The organism is Paenibacillus sp. J5, from assembly GCF_054955055.1.
Window position 1 is genome coordinate 112424 of the sequence record NZ_JBUEDD010000007.1, and the last position, 16588, is coordinate 129011.

The following is a 16588-nucleotide window of genomic DNA, read 5'->3' on the forward strand; positions in this document are numbered from 1 at the left end:
GAAAAATAGAATATTTTTAATTTTTTTGTCATCTTTTAACCTGCGAAACCAGTTCATACCTCCCAGATCAGTACGTCAGGCCTGTTCATCCGTTGTAGCGGCTGGCTATAGCCAGCGCCTTGTCACGGATGAGCTGCCTTAGATGCGGCGGCGACAGCACCTCCACCTCTTCGCCGAAGCCAAGGATGAAGCGGTATACCCAGCCATCCTCAGGGAAGCTCGCTGTAACGATGGAGCTGCCGTCCGCCTGAAGCTGCAGATGATCCACGCCGAAGAACTCTATAGCCGCCTGCCGACCCGCAGGGAAGAAGCGCAGCTTCAGCTCGATCAGCGTATCGGCCCGATACCAATTCTGATCCCACGGCGCTGGCTCCTTGGGAAGCTCGCGACGGGTGAACGGCTGGCTGGTGATTGCTAGCTCAGACATGCGCGCCAGCTTGAATAACCGAAACGAGGAGCGCTGCAGGCAGTAGCCATATAGATACCAGTGCTGACTCTTGAGCACCAGTGTGTGCGGCTCAACGGTACGGCTGCTGTGCCCGCCATTGATCTTGTGGTAGGTGAAGTCAACGATGAGTTGCTGCTCCATCGCTTGCCTGAGCAGTTGTTGCTTCTCCTGATCCAGGTGCTGCTGTCCACCCCAGGGGGCATGGTCGATGATAAGTTGACTCGTCTTCGCTTGAAATTCCATACTGTCTGATTCCGGCAGAATACTGCTGATTTTTTCTACTAGGTGGCTGTGCGCCTGCTTGGAATAAGCGGTCGACAAACTGCGCAGCGCGGTAACAATCGCGGCGAATTCATCATTCGTGAGTACATTCCGATCCAGTCGGTAGCCATCAACTATTCCGATTCCCCCGCCCGCCCCTTGCAGCGTAATGATCGGGATGCCTGCGCGGTTTAACGCTTCGATGTCCCGATAGATCGTGCGTATCGATACCTCGAAGCGATCCGCCAGCTCCTTGGCCTGCACCATCTTGCGATTGATCAATAGGATCAGGATCGCCATCCAACGTTCCAGTTTCATGCTGTGAACCTCCATTGCAAAATATAGGATACGATACGTTTCACGTTCATATGAATCTTCAAATTTCTTTATATTCCCGGTGAGAATGGAGCTTATTCTGTCAGCAATGGTTGGGCGTCTTAATAACAGTTAACGTTTCTTAAGGAAACATTTAGATTTTGTATAAGTCCGCTTATAGGATTGTTGATACAATGAGCCTACAGGATGAGATGTTGTGTGCGGTTATGGTTCTGAACAGGAGCCACATGCCCCTCTATCATACCAAATAACGGAGCGGAGGCGATGAGGAATGATACAGATGAAGCAGGTCAGCCACCAATTTCATATCGGCAAAAAGGGCAGGGAAAGGATTGTTCCGGTTCTGCATCATATCGATCTTACGATCAATAAAGGAGAGATTGTCGCGATCGTCGGTCGCAGCGGCTCGGGCAAGTCTACCTTGCTCAACCTGATGTCTGGCTATATTCGACCCTCGGAGGGCGAGATTGAGATCAGGGGCAAGTCGGTGACTAACATGAGCGAAGGAGAATGGGCGGATTTCCGCCTGGAGCAATACGGGTTTATGTTTCAGAGCTTTCAGCTCATCCCTAGTATGACCGCCTATCAGAATATTGAATTGCCGCTCGTACTAAAGGGAGTTGAGCCGCATAGGCGCAAGCAGCAGGTACAGGAGATGCTCAGGCGCGTCGACCTGGAGGAATATGCAAGCCACTATCCCGGTGAGCTATCCGGGGGACAGCAGCAGCGAGTATCGGTAGCGCGAGCGTTGGTGCTCGATCCGCCGATTGTACTGGCAGACGAGCCGACGGGCAGTCTCGATAGCGAGAATGAGCTGCAATTGCTTGGGCTGATTCATGAATTGAACCGTGAGCGGGGAACCACCTTCGTCATCATCACCCATGACCAGCAGGTGGCGTCCATTGCGAATCGCACGGTGACCCTCGCAGATGGAAGACTGAAGCCTGGCGGCATGTCGCGTAAGGAACAGGGAGGAATTATCTATGAGGTTTAAGGATCAACTGCAGTTCGTCCGTCAGAATATGAAGAAGAATAAATCCCGCCTGTTCATGACGGTGTTGGCGACGGCGATGGGCTGTGCTTTCCTGACCGTGCTGGCGTCCGTCGGATTCGGACTGCAACAGAGCATCGTCGACAGAATGGTTGGCGACCGGCTCGTTACTTCAATCTCTGTCTATGGCAAGGAGCAGCAAGATGGTGTCAATCGTCAGTTGACGAGGGAGAATCTCGACTTCCTGCGCAGTATTGAACATGTGAAGTCAGTCACGTACAAGCAGTTCATTCCACAACCGTTCGAATATTCCACCGACGGCCAAGCATTGCCGAGCGAAAATATGCAGGTGCTGGATTTTGCAGAGGAGAGCAAGGCCGGCCTGAAGCTGGCGGCAGGCGCTGTGCCGCGTCAGGCGAGCGAGGTGCTGGTGGGCTATAATTTTGGACAGAGCTATGAGGATAGCGAGATGCCGGATGAGGCCGCAGTGGAGGCCTGGGTGGGCAAGACGCTGCAGTTCGACGTGCTGCAGTATGTGGGCGGCAAGCAGGAGCGGACAGCAGTGTCGGTGACGATCAGCGGTGTGAAGGCGGCTCCTGCCAAGGAGTGGCAGCTCGATCGAACCGTGTATGCGCCCGTAGAGCTGCGCGACCAGTTAGAGCAGATTGCGGGCACGAGGCTGGCGGAGATGCGCAGACCTGCAACAGGTGACCAGGAGGCGTATGAGCCGCCTGGTCTGGATACGCCGCTCTATTATACCGAGGTGGCGGTTATTGCAGACAAGGTGCAGCAGGTGAAGAAGATTGCGGAGCAGTTAAGAGAGCAGGGCTACTATAATTATTCGATTGCTGATGAGCTATCGCAAATGAATGTGATGTTTACAATTATGCAGATCGGGCTGGTATTCGTCGGGGCGATCGCCGTTCTGATCGCCTCCATCGGCATCTACAATACGATGACGATGGCAGTGACTGAACGCGCCCAGGATATTGGCATTATGAAGGCAATCGGCGCACATCCGAAGGTTATCCGGCGCATCTTCCTGCTGGAGAGCGCGATGATCGGGGTCGTGGGTGCTGCTGTGGGTACGCTCGTTGCCTATGTGCTGTCGATCGCCGTCAACTGGGGACTGCCTGTCTTGATTAAGACCTTCATGGAACAGCAGGTGCCTGAGGGCTTCCGCTTCTCGGTCATTCCGCTGTATCTGACGGTGATTTCCTGCACGATCTCGCTTGGTGTGGCGTTGCTGTCTGGTGCGAGACCGGCTGCGAGGGCGACCAGAGTCGATGTGCTGCGAGCGCTAAGGCGCGATATATAGCTTGATGGCGAACGTGAGGGGCCTTCCTTGCGCTTCGCCTTTTTGCTGTCGTCTCAACTGTAGGCGTTACGCCAGGCGAAGCTCGGCGGTCTCAGGACGGCGTCAGCCAGTTGTGCTTGATGTGATTTCCATTGAATTGGCAGGGGGGAACGTGATAAGGTTCTTTTACATACGATTATGGATTTTGCATGACGACATGAAGCGACCACGATAGGTCGCCGGGACGTCGGTGCAAAGTTATGGAGGCGTTTTCTTTTGATGAAGCATGGGCTGCGGCTGTTCTCCTGGCAATCGATAAGAACGCGCGTTCTTGTCTGTCTGCTGCTCGTAACATTGCCATTGATTGTGCTGCTGCTGTACAACAGCTACTATTCCATTAATGTTGTACGCAATCAGGTTGCTGATTCGAACCGCAATATGCTGACCCTCTACATGGATCAGATCGACCGGGGACTAGAGGATGTGGATCAGTATCTGAATAGTCTGGTGGCAGTGGACACAGACCTGCTCGTTGTGGGTACGACGAGTGAACAGCAGGACTATTACATGGCAAAGATCAGCTTATCCAATACATTGTCGCAATCGCTGGCGATCTATCGATCGATTGACGGTTTCTTTGTGTATGCCAAGCGGGAAGATGATTTTATGCTTGTGCCGCAAGCAGGGCGCTCCTTCGAAGAACGCAGCCAGTTAAGAAGATATATGGAGCAACAATTGCAGGAAGGGCGCGCAGCGACCCAGACGAAGAAGTGGACGATTGTGCAATTGGATGATGACTATTATCTGTACCATATTTTCGAATCGGGTGATGCTTACATCGGAGCATGGGTCAGTGCGCAGCGATTGACGATTGCATTAGGGCTGATCGATATGGGAGAGGACGGGCGCTCATTGCTGATAGCGGAAGGCGGGCAACCGATGACGGAGGCGGCCTTCGCCGCAGACAAGCAGTTGAGCCTGGATCAGGACATGAGCCGCTATTATATGACAGGGGCGAAGAGTTCACGCTACCTGATGATTGGCTCGGCATCCTCGATGGCAAGGATGCATCTCGTCGCCGCTATACCCGATGAGAAAATATTGGAGAACCTGCCGTATTTACGGCAACTGACCGCCTTTGTCGCGATTGGCTCGATTATCATCCTGCCGCTTGGCCTCTGGATGTTCAGGCGCCAGGTGCTGAGTCCGCTTCACCGCATCCTGTATGCGATGAAACGGGTTCGTGAAGGAAATCTGGAGGTTCGGATCAAGCCGCTGCCTAGCGCTGAGGAATTTCAATTGGTTAACGATACGTTCAATATGATGGTGGCTGACATTCAGAAGCTGCGCATTGAAGTATACGAGGAACAGCTAAGCAAGCAGAAGGCAGAGCTGCAGCATCTGCAGTTGCAGATCAATCCTCATTTCTTCTTGAACTCGCTTAATATTATGTACAGTCTCGCTCAAGTGAAAAATTATGGATTGATTCAGGAATTGTCACTCTGTCTCGTGAATTATTTCCGCTACATGTTCCGCAGCAATCTGAGCCTGGTCACACTCAAGCAGGAGCTGGAGCATGTCCGCAATTATCTGCGCATTCAGGAGCTGCGCTTTCCCGGCAGCCTGACGAGCCAGATTGATGCGCCGGACTACGTGCTGCAGTCCAGCCTGCCGCCGCTGGCGATACAGACCTTTGTGGAGAACACGATCAAGTATGAGGTAACGCTGGACGAGCCGCTGCACATTCATATCAGCGCCGATCTGATCGAGCAGGAGCAGGAATCCATGCTGTTGATTCGGATTGAGGATACAGGTGGCGGCTTCAGTGATGAGGTGCTGGAGAAGATTCGCACGAATCGGCTGCGCGTAAGCGAGCAAGGGAACCATGTCGGCCTCTGGAATGTCAGTGAGCGGCTGCGGCTGCTCTATGAAGGAAGGGCGGCCCTGAAGTTCGCTAATGCGCCGTCGGGAGGGGCGGTCGTCCACATCTATCTGCCGCTAGATGCAAACGAAGATGATGGAGAAGGAGTGAAGAGCGATGTATACGGTACTGATCGTAGATGATGAGATTCATGCGGTACGCGCGATCGAGGAAGCAGTAGACTGGAAGACGCTGAAGGTAGGTCATGTATATACAGCCTACAATATTCGGCAGGCCAAGGAAGTGCTCATGCGTGAGAGCATTGATCTGATGCTGTGCGACATCGAGATGCCGCAGGGAAGCGGACTGGAGCTGCTGGCCTGGGTGCGGGAGGAGCATCCACGGGTAGAGTCGGTCTTTCTGACATGCCATGCCGATTTTGACTATGCGAGGCAAGCGATACAGCTCGGCAGCCTGGATTATATCCTGAAGCCCATCCCCTATCTGGAACTGGAGCAGGTCATCAGCCGGGCATGCGACAAGATCAGCAAGGAGAGCCAGCTTCAGCAGTTCAGCCGCTACGGGCAATATTGGTTCAAGCACCAGCCGCTGCTCACCGAACGGTTCTGGCTGGAGATTATGAACCAGACAATTCCGGCGCGTGAGGAGGCGATCCGCCAGGCAGCCGAGGAGCGTCATCTGCCGTATATGGAGCAGGCGCGTCATCTGCCTGTACTGATAGCGGTTCAGCGTTGGGGCAAAAAGTGGTCTGCGCGTGACGAGAAGATTATGGAGGGCGCACTTCGCAACGCAGCCCAGGAGACGATACTCCATCATGGCGAATGCGGGCATTTGGTTCAATGGGAGAAGGACAGGCTAGTCGCCCTGCTGCCCATAGAGGAGCAACGCGAGGCAGAAGCGGTGCAGCAGCTTCAGGAAGCGTGCTCGCGGTTTATTATGGCCTGCAATGCCTATTTTTACTGTGAACTGAGCTGTTATATTGGCAGCGCCGTACCGGCTCCTCAGTTGTCCTCGATGCTGGAACGGCTGCAGCGTCTGGATCGGGACAATGTCGCGTTGGTTAATCGTGTGCTGATCCCTGGGGGCAGCCATCCTGCACAGCCAGCCATGAATCATCCTGATCTTGGCCTATGGGCAGTGCTGCTAAAAGAGGGGGCGCGTGACAAGCTCCTGCAGGCCATCTCGCTTCATCTACAGGAATGGGTGCTGGGGGGTGCGCTGGATGCGCGGCAACTGCATACGTTTCACCAGGACTTGCTGCAAATGATGTACTATGTGCTGCAATTAAAGGGCATTCAGGCGCATCATCTATTTGCGGATGAAGAATCGATCGAGCTGTCGCAGCGCGCGGCCCGTTCCGTGACGGATCTGGAGGAGTGGGTGCGGCATGCCGTGACGAAGGCAATGAATTATGCCAGAACCGTCGAGGAGACACAGACGGTGGTTGATCGTGTCATCGCCTATATTCAGGCGAACCGGGAGAAGGAGCTGACACGAGAGGAGCTGGCGAGCTATGTCTTCTTGAATCCCGATCATCTGACTCGTCTGTTCAAGAAGAAGACGGGGCTTAGCATCTCGGAATATTTACTTCGGGAGCGGCTGGGCGTTGCCAAGAGCTTATTGATCGGAACAGACATGGCGGTCAGTGCGATTGCGGCGCAGGTGGGCTATGCCAACTTCTCGCACTTTTCCAAGATGTTCAAAAAGCATGTCGGCGTTAATCCTCAGGAATTCCGACAATCGAATGCCCACCGCCCCTAACATCAGAAAGTCGGAAAAGAACGATTGAAAAGTCGTCTGCGGAGCAGTGACGATTAGCGGCACTGGCTACAATAAAGACAGGTTCTGAGCCCTGCAAGGGACGAAGCCGATTCTAGAGGCAATGGGGGAATCCACAATGAAAAGGATGACAGCGGTACTCAGCGGGATCGTGGCGCTCAGCATGTTGCTCAGTGCTTGCGGCGGAAGTGGGGAAGTCAGCAAGAACAACGGACAGACGGCGGGCGGCAGCAATAGCAAGGATGAGGCTCCTGTTGAACTGACGGTTGCGTACATTACATTTGGCAACACACCGGGCGACCTTCAATTGGTGCAGGATGAGATTAGCAAGATCGCGATGGAGAGGATCAATGCAACGGTCAAGCTGCTGCCGATCAGCATCGGTTCCTGGAACCAGCAGATGAATCTGATGCTGACGAGCAATGAGAAGCTGGATCTGATTGTGACCGGCTCCGGCTCGACCTTTGGCTTCGGACCGCAGGTTACGAAGGGGCAGCTACTGCCGCTGGATGAATTGCTTGACCAGCACGGTCAGGGCGTTAAGGAAGCTGTTGGGGATGATTTCATCCGTGCGGGCTCAATCGGTGGCAAAATATATGCGGTGCCGAGCATTCGCGACCTCGCATTGAATTACGGCGTGCTGATGCGCAAGGATCTGGCAGACAAGCATCGCATCGATGTAACTGCGATCCAGTCCATAGACGACCTGGAAGCGATGATGAAGACGATTAAAGAGAATGAGCCCAATATTGCCCCTCTTTCTCCGGGAGTTGCCGGCCGTTCAATCGCGGAATACATGTATTCCATCGATAGCCTGGGAGATAGCTTCGGCGTGCTGCTGAACAATGGAGCGGACAATCTGAAGGTCGTCAATTACTTTGAGACGCCGGAATATGCCCAATTGATCAAGCGTGTGCGTAGCTGGTACCAGGCGGGCTATATACTCAAGGATGCGGCCACGAACAAGGAAGGCATCGCTGATCTGTTGAAGGGGGGGCGGACGGCTGCTTATGTAGCGAATCTGAAGCCTGGGGTGGAGATGCAGGAATCGCGCATGACTGGCATGGATATTGTGAAGGGTGATATGACAAAGTCAGTTGCCAAGACAGAGACGGTAACGAGCATCATGTGGGCGATTCCACGCAATGCCCAGGATGCGGTTCGGTCGATGAAATTTCTTAATCTGATGTATTCGGACAAGGCACTGATTAATCTGTTCGATTGGGGAATTGAGGGCAAGCATTACGTGAAGACCGATCAAGAGAATGTCATCCGCTACCCGGACGGTGTGGACGCTAGTAATAGCGGCTATAATCCGAATACGGGATGGCTGTTCGGCAATCAGTTCCTCTCCTACACGTTCGAGGGGGATAACCCGGATATATGGAAGGAAACGGACGAGTTCAACAAGAGTGCGACGAAATCGCTGGCATTGGGCTTTACCTTCGACTCGGCGCCAGTGAAGACGGAGATTGCAGCCTTAACCAATGTGATGAACCAGTACAGGCTGGGACTGGAGACGGGGACGCTTGACCCGGACAAGACCTTGCCGGAATTCCTCTCCAAGCTGAAGTCGGCAGGCATCGACAAGGTGATTGCTGAGAAGCAGAAGCAACTCGACGAATGGGCAGCCAAGAAGGACAAATAATAAGGAAAATACGCCGTGCAGCAAGCCTTCATCCACGTGATGAGGGCTTGTTCTGATTGGCGGTCAGACTTGCGATAGCCGTGTCGGAAAAGTGCAAATGAGATGTCGGCTGAGCGGTAGAGCGGCATAGGGCGGATGCCTTACGATGAGAGTACAAGACATTCGGCGTCGCCGAAGTGAGAAGGAAGGGGACAACTATGGCTCATACGATCAGGGACACCGATACGAACACGATCGCCCGCAGTGCAAGAACAGCCGCCAGTCAAGCGAGAAAGACCCGCTTCAAGCGTTACCTCCCGCTATTTCTGATGATGCTGCCAGGTCTGCTCTATCTGCTGCTGAATAATTACTTGCCGATGTTCGGGCTCATCATCGCCTTCAAGAACATTAACTTTGCCCAGGGCATCTTCGGCAGCGACTGGGTGGGAATGGCCAATTTCGAGTATCTATTCAAAACCTCGGATGCTTACATTATTACGCGCAATACATTGCTGTATAACGGAGCCTTCATTATTCTCAATCTGGTTGTGGCGGTCGCCATTGCCATCCTGCTGAATGAAATTCGCAGCAAGCTCATGGCACGCTTTTATCAGAGCATCGTACTGCTGCCCTATCTGATCTCTATGGTCATTGTCAGCTATCTCGTCTTCTCGATGCTTAGTGTCGAGACAGGCTTTATGAACAAAACGTTGTTGCCCATGCTGGGTCTGGGCGACATATCCTGGTACAGCGAGTCCCGGTTCTGGCCCTATATACTGACACTGGTTAATGTATGGAAGGGCGTCGGGTTTCTGTGCGTGGTCTATCTGGCGGCCATCATCGGAATTGACCACGAGTACTATGAGGCGGCCACATTGGATGGCGCCAGCAAATGGCAGCAGATTCGCTCGATAACGCTGCCCTTGATCTCTCCGGTCATTACGATGATGACGCTGCTGGCGATCGGGCGCATCTTCTATTCGGACTTTGGCCTGTTCTTTCAGGTTCCGATGGATGCCGGGGCGCTGCATAGCACGACCAATGTCATCGATACCTATGTGTATCGCGGACTGATGCAACTGGGGGACATCGGGATGTCCTCGGCTGCTGGACTGTATCAATCGGTCGTCGGGTTTATGCTGGTGATTCTGTCCAACTACATTGTCAGAACAATCAACAAGGATAACGCCTTGTTCTAAGAAGGAGGACACAAAGATGGCTACTACTGAAAACAAAGTCTGGCAAATTGCCGGTCATCTCATTTTGTCGCTTATCTCGGTTCTATGCTTGCTCCCCTTCGTGCTGCTCATCATCTCCTCATTTACCGATGAACAGACGATCTTGCAGAACGGCTATTCCTTCTTCCCAGAAAAGCTCAGCCTGACTGCATACAGTTATCTGTGGAATCAGTCCGCGGAGATTGCTAGAGCGTATGGCGTGACCGTATTTGTGACGGTAGCGGGAACAGTTGCGAGTCTGGCGATGACCTCTATGCTGGCCTACCCCTTGTCTAGGCGCGATATCCCGCTGCGCAACCCGCTTGCGTTCTTCGTCTTTTTTACCCTGCTGTTCAATGGGGGGCTGGTGCCGACCTATCTGGTCTATACGCAATATCTGGATATTAAAAATACGATCTGGGCGCTGATCATTCCCGGCTTGCTGATGAATGGGTTCAATGTGTTGCTGATGCGCACCTTCTTCATCACCTCCATCCCTGTCCCGGTACTGGAGTCGGCTCATATCGATGGCGCAAGTGAATTCAAGACCTTCCGCTCCATTGTGCTGCCGCTCTCGTTGCCTATTCTCGCGACGATTGGTCTGCTGCAGACCATCACCTACTGGAATGACTGGTTTAATGGGCTCGTGTACTTGACGGAACCGAAGCTGTTCAGCATTCAAAATATATTGAATCGCATTCTAACCGATATTCAATTCCTATCGAATGGGAGTCTGGGCTCGAATGCCAGCCAAGGGTTTGCGGCACTGCCCAGCTCGACGGTACGGATGGCTATCGCAGTAATCGGTGTCCTGCCGATTCTGGTAGCTTATCCGTTCTTTCAGAAGTACTTTGTCAAAGGTATAACGATCGGGGCGGTCAAGGGCTAGCCCATGCCAATCTCCCAAGCGCTTCAATGTCCTGGGCGGGCAGGTGCTTGGTTGGCACGAGTGCGGGTTAGGTACAGACTATATCTATGAAGATAGGAGAGTGTCAGGATGAATGTGATGAGCGGGGTATGGTTTACTGAGGTTGAGAGCGGTGGCCTATGTGCCGATGCCAATAACATGGAGAGGGGAGTTTGATGGCATGAGCGAACGACTGAGGCAGGTGCTGGATGGGAGCGAGGATAATTACTTGCTCCCGTTTCTCTGGCAGCGCGGTGAGTCTGAGGAAGTGATCCGAACAGAGTTGGCGCGTATATACGACTCCGGTATTCGGTCGGTCTGCATCGAGTCCCGTCCGCACCCCGATATACTGGGGCCCGGCTGGTGGCGTGATGTCGATATGATTATGGAGGAGGCACGCTCGCGCGGGATGAAGGTGTGGGTGTTCGATGATGACCACTTCCCGACAGGCCACGCTGCAGGGCGGGTCAAGGATGCTCCTGCCTCGCTGCGCCGCCGTTACCTTGCAGAGCGCCATCTGGACGCCATCGGCCCGGCGAATGGCGCATCCTTCCTGCTGAACACACTGCTTCAGCCGGAGGAGACGCTCATCGTAGCGGTAGCGATGACCCGGGAGCCGAGCGGGCGTCTGGGAGGCGGGGCGGTGGAGCTGACCGGGCATATCGAGGACGGTGTGCTCTACTGGGATGTCCCTCCTGGATTATGGCGGCTGTGCCTGGTTGTCGATACGCCGCATGGCGGCAATGAAGCGAGGCAGGACTACATTAATCCGCTCGTTGGCGAATCGACGCAGCTCTTGATTGATGCGGTATATGAAAGCTATTATAAACGGTATAAGGCTGATTTTGGCAGAGCCTTTGCCGGCTTTTTCTCAGATGAGCCGGGGTTTTACAATGATAAGGAAATGTACGATTTTAATTCCGCAACGGGGAAGGTGGGCGTGGAGCTGCCTTGGCGGGGCGATATGCTGGAGCTGCTGGAGCGGGAATACGGCTCTCCGATCAAGACGCTGCTCCCGCTGCTCTGGCTGGAGGGCGGTGAAGAAACCGCTGCTGTTCGCTATGTGTATATGAATGTCGTCAGCTCGCTCTATGCCGAGCATTTCAGCGGGCGGATCGGCAGGTGGTGCCGCGAGCGCGGCGTGGACTACATCGGGCATGTTATCGAGGACAATAATGCCCATGCCCGGCTCGGCTGCGGGGCCGGTCATTTCTTCCGTGCGTTATGGGGGCAGCATATGGCGGGCATCGATGTTGTGCTGCACCAGTTGCTTCCCGGCTTTGATGAGACACCGCATGTCTGGATTGCGGGGGAGACGGACAGCGAGTTCTATCATTACGGCCTGGCCAAGCTCGGCTCCTCGCTAGCCCATATTGATCCCAAAAAGCAAGGGCGTGCGCTATGTGAGGTGTTTGGCGCCTACGGCTGGAGCGAGGGCTTGAAGCTGATGAAGTGGATTACGGATCATATGCTTGTGCGCGGCATTAATTATTTCGTCCCGCATGCCTTCTCGCAAAAGGAGTTCCCGGATCAGGATTGTCCGCCTCACTTCTACGCTCGCGGTCATAACCCGCAGTATCGCTATTACAAGCTGCTGAATCATTATACGAATCGAGTGAGCCATCTGCTCAGTGGGGGGCGGCATGTGGCGACAGTTGCTGTGCTGTATCATGCCGAGGCGGAGTGGGCGGGTGAAGCGATGCCGTTCCAGAAGCCGGTGAGAGAGCTGCTGCAGGCACAACTGGACTGTGATGTGCTCCCCTGCGATGTGCTGCGGGAGGCACAACTGGAGCAGGGGCGGCTGCAGGTTGCGCAGGAGAGCTATGAATGCCTGGTTATCCCGTGGTGCCATCGTCTTCCTGTTGCAGTGGCTGAACGTATCGTCGAATTGGCAGAGCAGGGGCTTCCGGTGCTGTTCGTCGATGCCCTGCCGAAAGAGCTGCTTGAGGTACCTGGCACCGCTAGAGGTGTTGAGTCACTGCGATCCAGACTGTCGACTTCGGCAGAGATTGTGCCGCTGTCGGAGCTGGCAACCAGGGTAAGGCAGCGTGGAATGGGCGATGTAGAAGCCGCTGACAGGGTGCCGTATCTGCGCAGCTACCACTATGTCCACCCGGATATGGAGGTGTATATGTTCTTTAACGAGCATCCCTATGAGGAGCTGCGCACCCGAATGCGGCTACATGCGGCTGGAGAGCTGGCTGTATATCGTCCGTTTGAGAATGAGTTGCATGAGGCCGCCGTGCAGCGACTGGAGAGTGGCGCGCTAGAGCTGGAGCTGGCACTGTGTCCATACGAGTCGCTGATTGTAGTGAATGGAACACAGCTTGACAAGCTTCCACTGCGCGCTGCTCTGCCTGATCGTGACGGCTCGGTTCAGATTCCTCTAACCGGGCTGTGGCGTATCTCGATTGCGGATGCTGGGGCCTACCCGGTATTTACCTTCTACGAACAGACCGAGCAGCTTGGCAATCTGAACGCTCGCGGCAAGCTGCCTGACTTCTCTGGAACGATGCGCTATGAACTGGAATTCGACTGGGAGGATGCTACAGTGTCAGGCTGCGCGCTTGAGCTGGGTGAGGTGTACGAGACGGCGGAGGTATGGCTGAATGAGGTGCCGCTTGGAGCAGCCATCTGTTCGCCGTACCGCTATGCGGCTGCAAATGCGCTTCGAGTCGGGCGGAATAAGCTTGTTATTGACGTTACCAACACGCTGGTTAAGCAGCAAAAGGATTTTCTGTCCCGATTCATGCAGCAGGAGCCGGGCGGATTGCTGGGGCCGGTAAGCATCTGTACCGCCAAGGCAGGCGGGACAGACAGAAGCATGCACGGCTATTAGATGAGGGAGGCGTAACGATGGAATACAATCAGCAGACGAAGATTGGATATATCTGGGCTAATGAGCAGGCACGCCGCATTTTACTGCAGTATGCGCCAGAGCTTGAGGCCAGCTCTTATCTGTCCTTTATTAAAATGAATACGCTTCATCAATATGCGCAGTCGAACCAGTCGCAGCAGCGACCGCCGGAGTGGGCGGATCAGGTGCTGGATGCGCTTGCGGGACTAAGCTATGAGCGCGGGACTGCCGTCAGCGCCCCGCCATCAAGGGACTACGAGCCATCGTCTGTCGGCAGAGGCACAGCGCTGTGCCAAGCCCCTGAGGAGACCGTTCGTTGGGCGGTATTCGAGCTGGTCATGCAGGGTTCCCAGCATGGAAATCCTTATGTAGATGTGGAGCTGTCGGCGAGCTTTTCCTGTGGGGAGCATCAAGTGGAGGTGCTTGGCTTCTATGATGGGGACGGGATGTACCGCATCCGGCTTATGCCTGACCGGGAGGGACAATGGAGGTATGTGACCCGCAGCAACAGCCGTTCACTTGACGGTATAGAGGGTAGCTTTCAATGCACGGCAGCAGATGAGGGCACGCACGGCCCGGTGCGAGTGGTGAATAACTTTCATTTTGCCTATGAGGATGGAACCCGTTATGTGCCAGTAGGCACAACCTGCTATGCCTGGACGCATCAGAGCCGGGAGCTGCAGGAAGAGACGCTGGCGGAGCTGGCGGCTTCACCGTTCAACAAGCTGCGGATGTGTGTATTCCCCAAGGCCTATCTGTTCAATGAGAATGAGCCGGCGCTGTATCCGTTTGCCGGCAGCCCGGCGGAAGGCTGGGAACTGGAGAGGTTCAACCCCGCCTTCTTCCGCCATCTGGAGCAGCGGATCGAGCAGCTCGGGCAGCTTGGCATCGAGGCGGATCTGATTTTGTTCCATGCGTATGACCGTTGGGGCTTCTCGGAGCTGCCGCCGGAGGTTGACGACCGCTATGTGCGCTATATTACAGCTCGCTTGTCAGCTTATCGCAATGTATGGTGGTCGCTGGCCAATGAATACGATCTGATGTGGGCCAAGGAGGAGGAGGATTGGGAGCGCTTTGCTGCCATCATCAAGCAGCATGACCCATGCGGTCATCTCCTATCGATTCACAATTGCTTCGGTTTCTATGACTATAGCCGCGACTGGGTGACCCATTGCAGTGTACAACGCATCGATGTCTATCGGACAGCGGAGAATACGGACGAGTGGCGCAAGCAATGGGGCAAGCCGATTGTGATTGATGAATGCGCCTATGAGGGCAATATTGATATGGGCTGGGGCAATATTTCCGGCGAGGAGATGGTACGGCGCTTCTGGGAAGGAGCGGTGCGTGGCGGCTATGTGGGGCATGGCGAGACGTATCTGCATCCCGAGGATGTGTTATGGTGGTCGAAGGGTGGCAAGCTGTATGGAACAAGCCCACAGCGCATTGCATTTTTGCGTGGAGTGCTCGAGCAGGGGCCAGAGTGCGGACTGAATCCGCTTCGTTCGGAATGGGATGCCCCTTGCGCTGGAATCCCGAATGAATATTATCTGTATTACTATGGCTTCAATCGCCCCTCCTATCGCAATTTCACGATGAAGCCAGGCATTCGCTACAAGGCGGAGGTGCTGGACACCTGGGAGATGACGACTGTGGAGCTGGCGGGTGAATATGAAGGGAGCTTCCGTATCCCGCTGCCCGGAAAGCCGTATATAGCAGTCAGGCTGACCCGTGCGCAGAATGGCAACTAAATTGTTCATGACAGCATACCAGGCGTGGCGGGGATCGCCATGCCTGGTTTATGTAGGCATGCGCTTGAACCATGAGATGACACAGGCGATCAGCAACGGACCCACATAGCTGATATGGTCGATGACAGGCCAAATCGTATAGCCATCGGAGAAGTAGGTGACAAGATTCGGATACATCGTTGCTGACAGCAGCAGGCCGATGAGCGCTACCGGACAGACGAGCAGCCGCCAGTTATCCAGCCCGAACCATTCGGACAATAGATGGCAGATCATAAACAATACGATGGCAGCTTTCATATAGACGCCGATAATGAGAGAGAAACCGATGACGGATTCGACTCGCTCCAATATGTCTTGAATGGAGATGAGACGGGCAAGCTGGAACAGCGAGTAGTTGAGATGCCCTGATAATGGCCCCAATACCATAAGGGTACAGACGATGGACAGGCAGAGCGCAGTACCATTGACGAGCAGGGCCAACTGCATGTAGGCTCCCAGCTTTCCCGCCTCCTTGCGCCTTGTATACGGGAGCAGCAGCGAGAAGAGCACAATTTCGGCGTAGGGGAAGCCATATGAAATATAAGCGCCATGCAGGATCGGCTTGATTCCATCGGGCATCACCGGAAGCAGATATTCAGGATGAAACAGCGGCACTGCCAGTACCATAACCATCATCGCAAAAAAGAACATAAAGATGAGCAGCAGCGTGAACATTCTCGACATGACTTCAATGCCTGATCGCGCGGATAAGGCTGCGATGAGGAAGAACAGGCCCTGGATGACGGGAGAAGGTGTGTCCTTGAGCATGGTGCTCTTGAAAAAGCTGCTGATTTCGATTACGATGGCTGCCAGTTGCCAGAACAGCACGGCTGTAAGCGGGATCAGCAAGGCGTACATGCCCCACTTGCCGACCGTGTGGCGTAAAATAAGCACCAGCCCCTCGCCGCTGCTCCAACGGTACAAGTACAGGATGGCCGCAAGCAGCATTGCACCTGCTGCGTAGGAGAGCAGAACGGATATCCAAGCGCCGTTGGCTGCCACTGCGGCCAATTGTCCGGGGATAAAGATGATCGCCGATCCGGTTACAAAGGTCAGAAACAGCGAAGCCATCTGCAGGGAGCTGACGGTTTCTGGGCTGTTGTTACGATTATTCACGCGATTCATATGGGGACCCGCCTCCTGTTCTTCATCATTCAGGGCGTGTCTTCAAACCCGTCGGAATTTGAAGACACACC

At 54.3% G+C, this 16588-nt stretch carries 11 protein-coding genes; 9 read left to right on the plus strand and 2 right to left on the minus strand.

The features are described from left to right. Window positions 1-85: 85 nt before the first annotated feature. Window positions 86-1027 (minus strand): helix-turn-helix transcriptional regulator, encoded by a 942-nt coding sequence (locus tag ACY1JZ_RS14525; RefSeq protein WP_462629795.1) that lies wholly within the window; start codon window positions 1025-1027, stop codon window positions 86-88. A 289-nt stretch (window positions 1028-1316) separates the two neighbouring features. On the opposite strand from ACY1JZ_RS14525, the gene ACY1JZ_RS14530 reads away from it, so the two are divergent. From ACY1JZ_RS14530 to ACY1JZ_RS14570, 9 genes are all read left to right on the plus strand, one after another. Further along, window positions 1317-2039, plus strand: a complete 723-nt coding sequence (locus tag ACY1JZ_RS14530; protein WP_270169304.1) for an ABC transporter ATP-binding protein — start codon at window positions 1317-1319, stop codon at window positions 2037-2039. Further along, the gene (locus tag ACY1JZ_RS14535) at window positions 2029-3354 is read left to right on the plus strand and encodes an ABC transporter permease (RefSeq protein WP_462629796.1); all 1326 of its coding nucleotides are present in this window, start codon (window positions 2029-2031) and stop codon (window positions 3352-3354) included. The genes ACY1JZ_RS14530 and ACY1JZ_RS14535 overlap by 11 nt, the downstream gene beginning before the upstream one ends. Window positions 3355-3612: 258 nt before the next feature. Continuing rightward, on the plus strand, window positions 3613-5397 hold the full coding sequence (locus tag ACY1JZ_RS14540; protein ID WP_462629977.1) for a sensor histidine kinase: 1785 nt from the start codon (window positions 3613-3615) through the stop codon (window positions 5395-5397). Further along, entirely contained in the window at window positions 5372-6976 is a 1605-nt protein-coding gene (locus ACY1JZ_RS14545; RefSeq protein ID WP_462629797.1) for a response regulator transcription factor, read from the plus strand. Before ACY1JZ_RS14540 ends, ACY1JZ_RS14545 begins: the two co-directional genes overlap by 26 nt. A 136-nt stretch (window positions 6977-7112) precedes the next feature. Next, window positions 7113-8642 (plus strand): ABC transporter substrate-binding protein, encoded by a 1530-nt coding sequence (locus ACY1JZ_RS14550; RefSeq protein ID WP_462629798.1) that lies wholly within the window; start codon window positions 7113-7115, stop codon window positions 8640-8642. A 308-nt stretch (window positions 8643-8950) separates the two neighbouring features. Beyond that, window positions 8951-9820, plus strand: a complete 870-nt coding sequence (locus tag ACY1JZ_RS14555) for an ABC transporter permease (protein ID WP_462629979.1) — start codon at window positions 8951-8953, stop codon at window positions 9818-9820. A 16-nt stretch (window positions 9821-9836) separates the two neighbouring features. Beyond that, on the plus strand, window positions 9837-10727 hold the full coding sequence (locus tag ACY1JZ_RS14560) for a carbohydrate ABC transporter permease (protein WP_462629799.1): 891 nt from the start codon (window positions 9837-9839) through the stop codon (window positions 10725-10727). A gap of 199 nt (window positions 10728-10926) precedes the next feature. Next, window positions 10927-13584, plus strand: coding sequence for a glycosyl hydrolase (locus tag ACY1JZ_RS14565; protein WP_462629800.1), 2658 nt, complete (start codon window positions 10927-10929; stop codon window positions 13582-13584). Between the two features lie 17 nt (window positions 13585-13601). Beyond that, window positions 13602-15353: a DUF5605 domain-containing protein gene (locus ACY1JZ_RS14570; protein WP_462629801.1), complete on the plus strand. Its 1752-nt coding sequence runs from the start codon at window positions 13602-13604 to the stop codon at window positions 15351-15353. Window positions 15354-15401: 48 nt separating this feature from the next. Here ACY1JZ_RS14570 and ACY1JZ_RS14575 read toward each other — a convergent pair whose 3' ends face one another. Next, entirely contained in the window at window positions 15402-16517 is a 1116-nt protein-coding gene (locus tag ACY1JZ_RS14575) for a GerAB/ArcD/ProY family transporter (protein ID WP_462629802.1), read from the minus strand. Window positions 16518-16588: the final 71 nt, after the last annotated feature.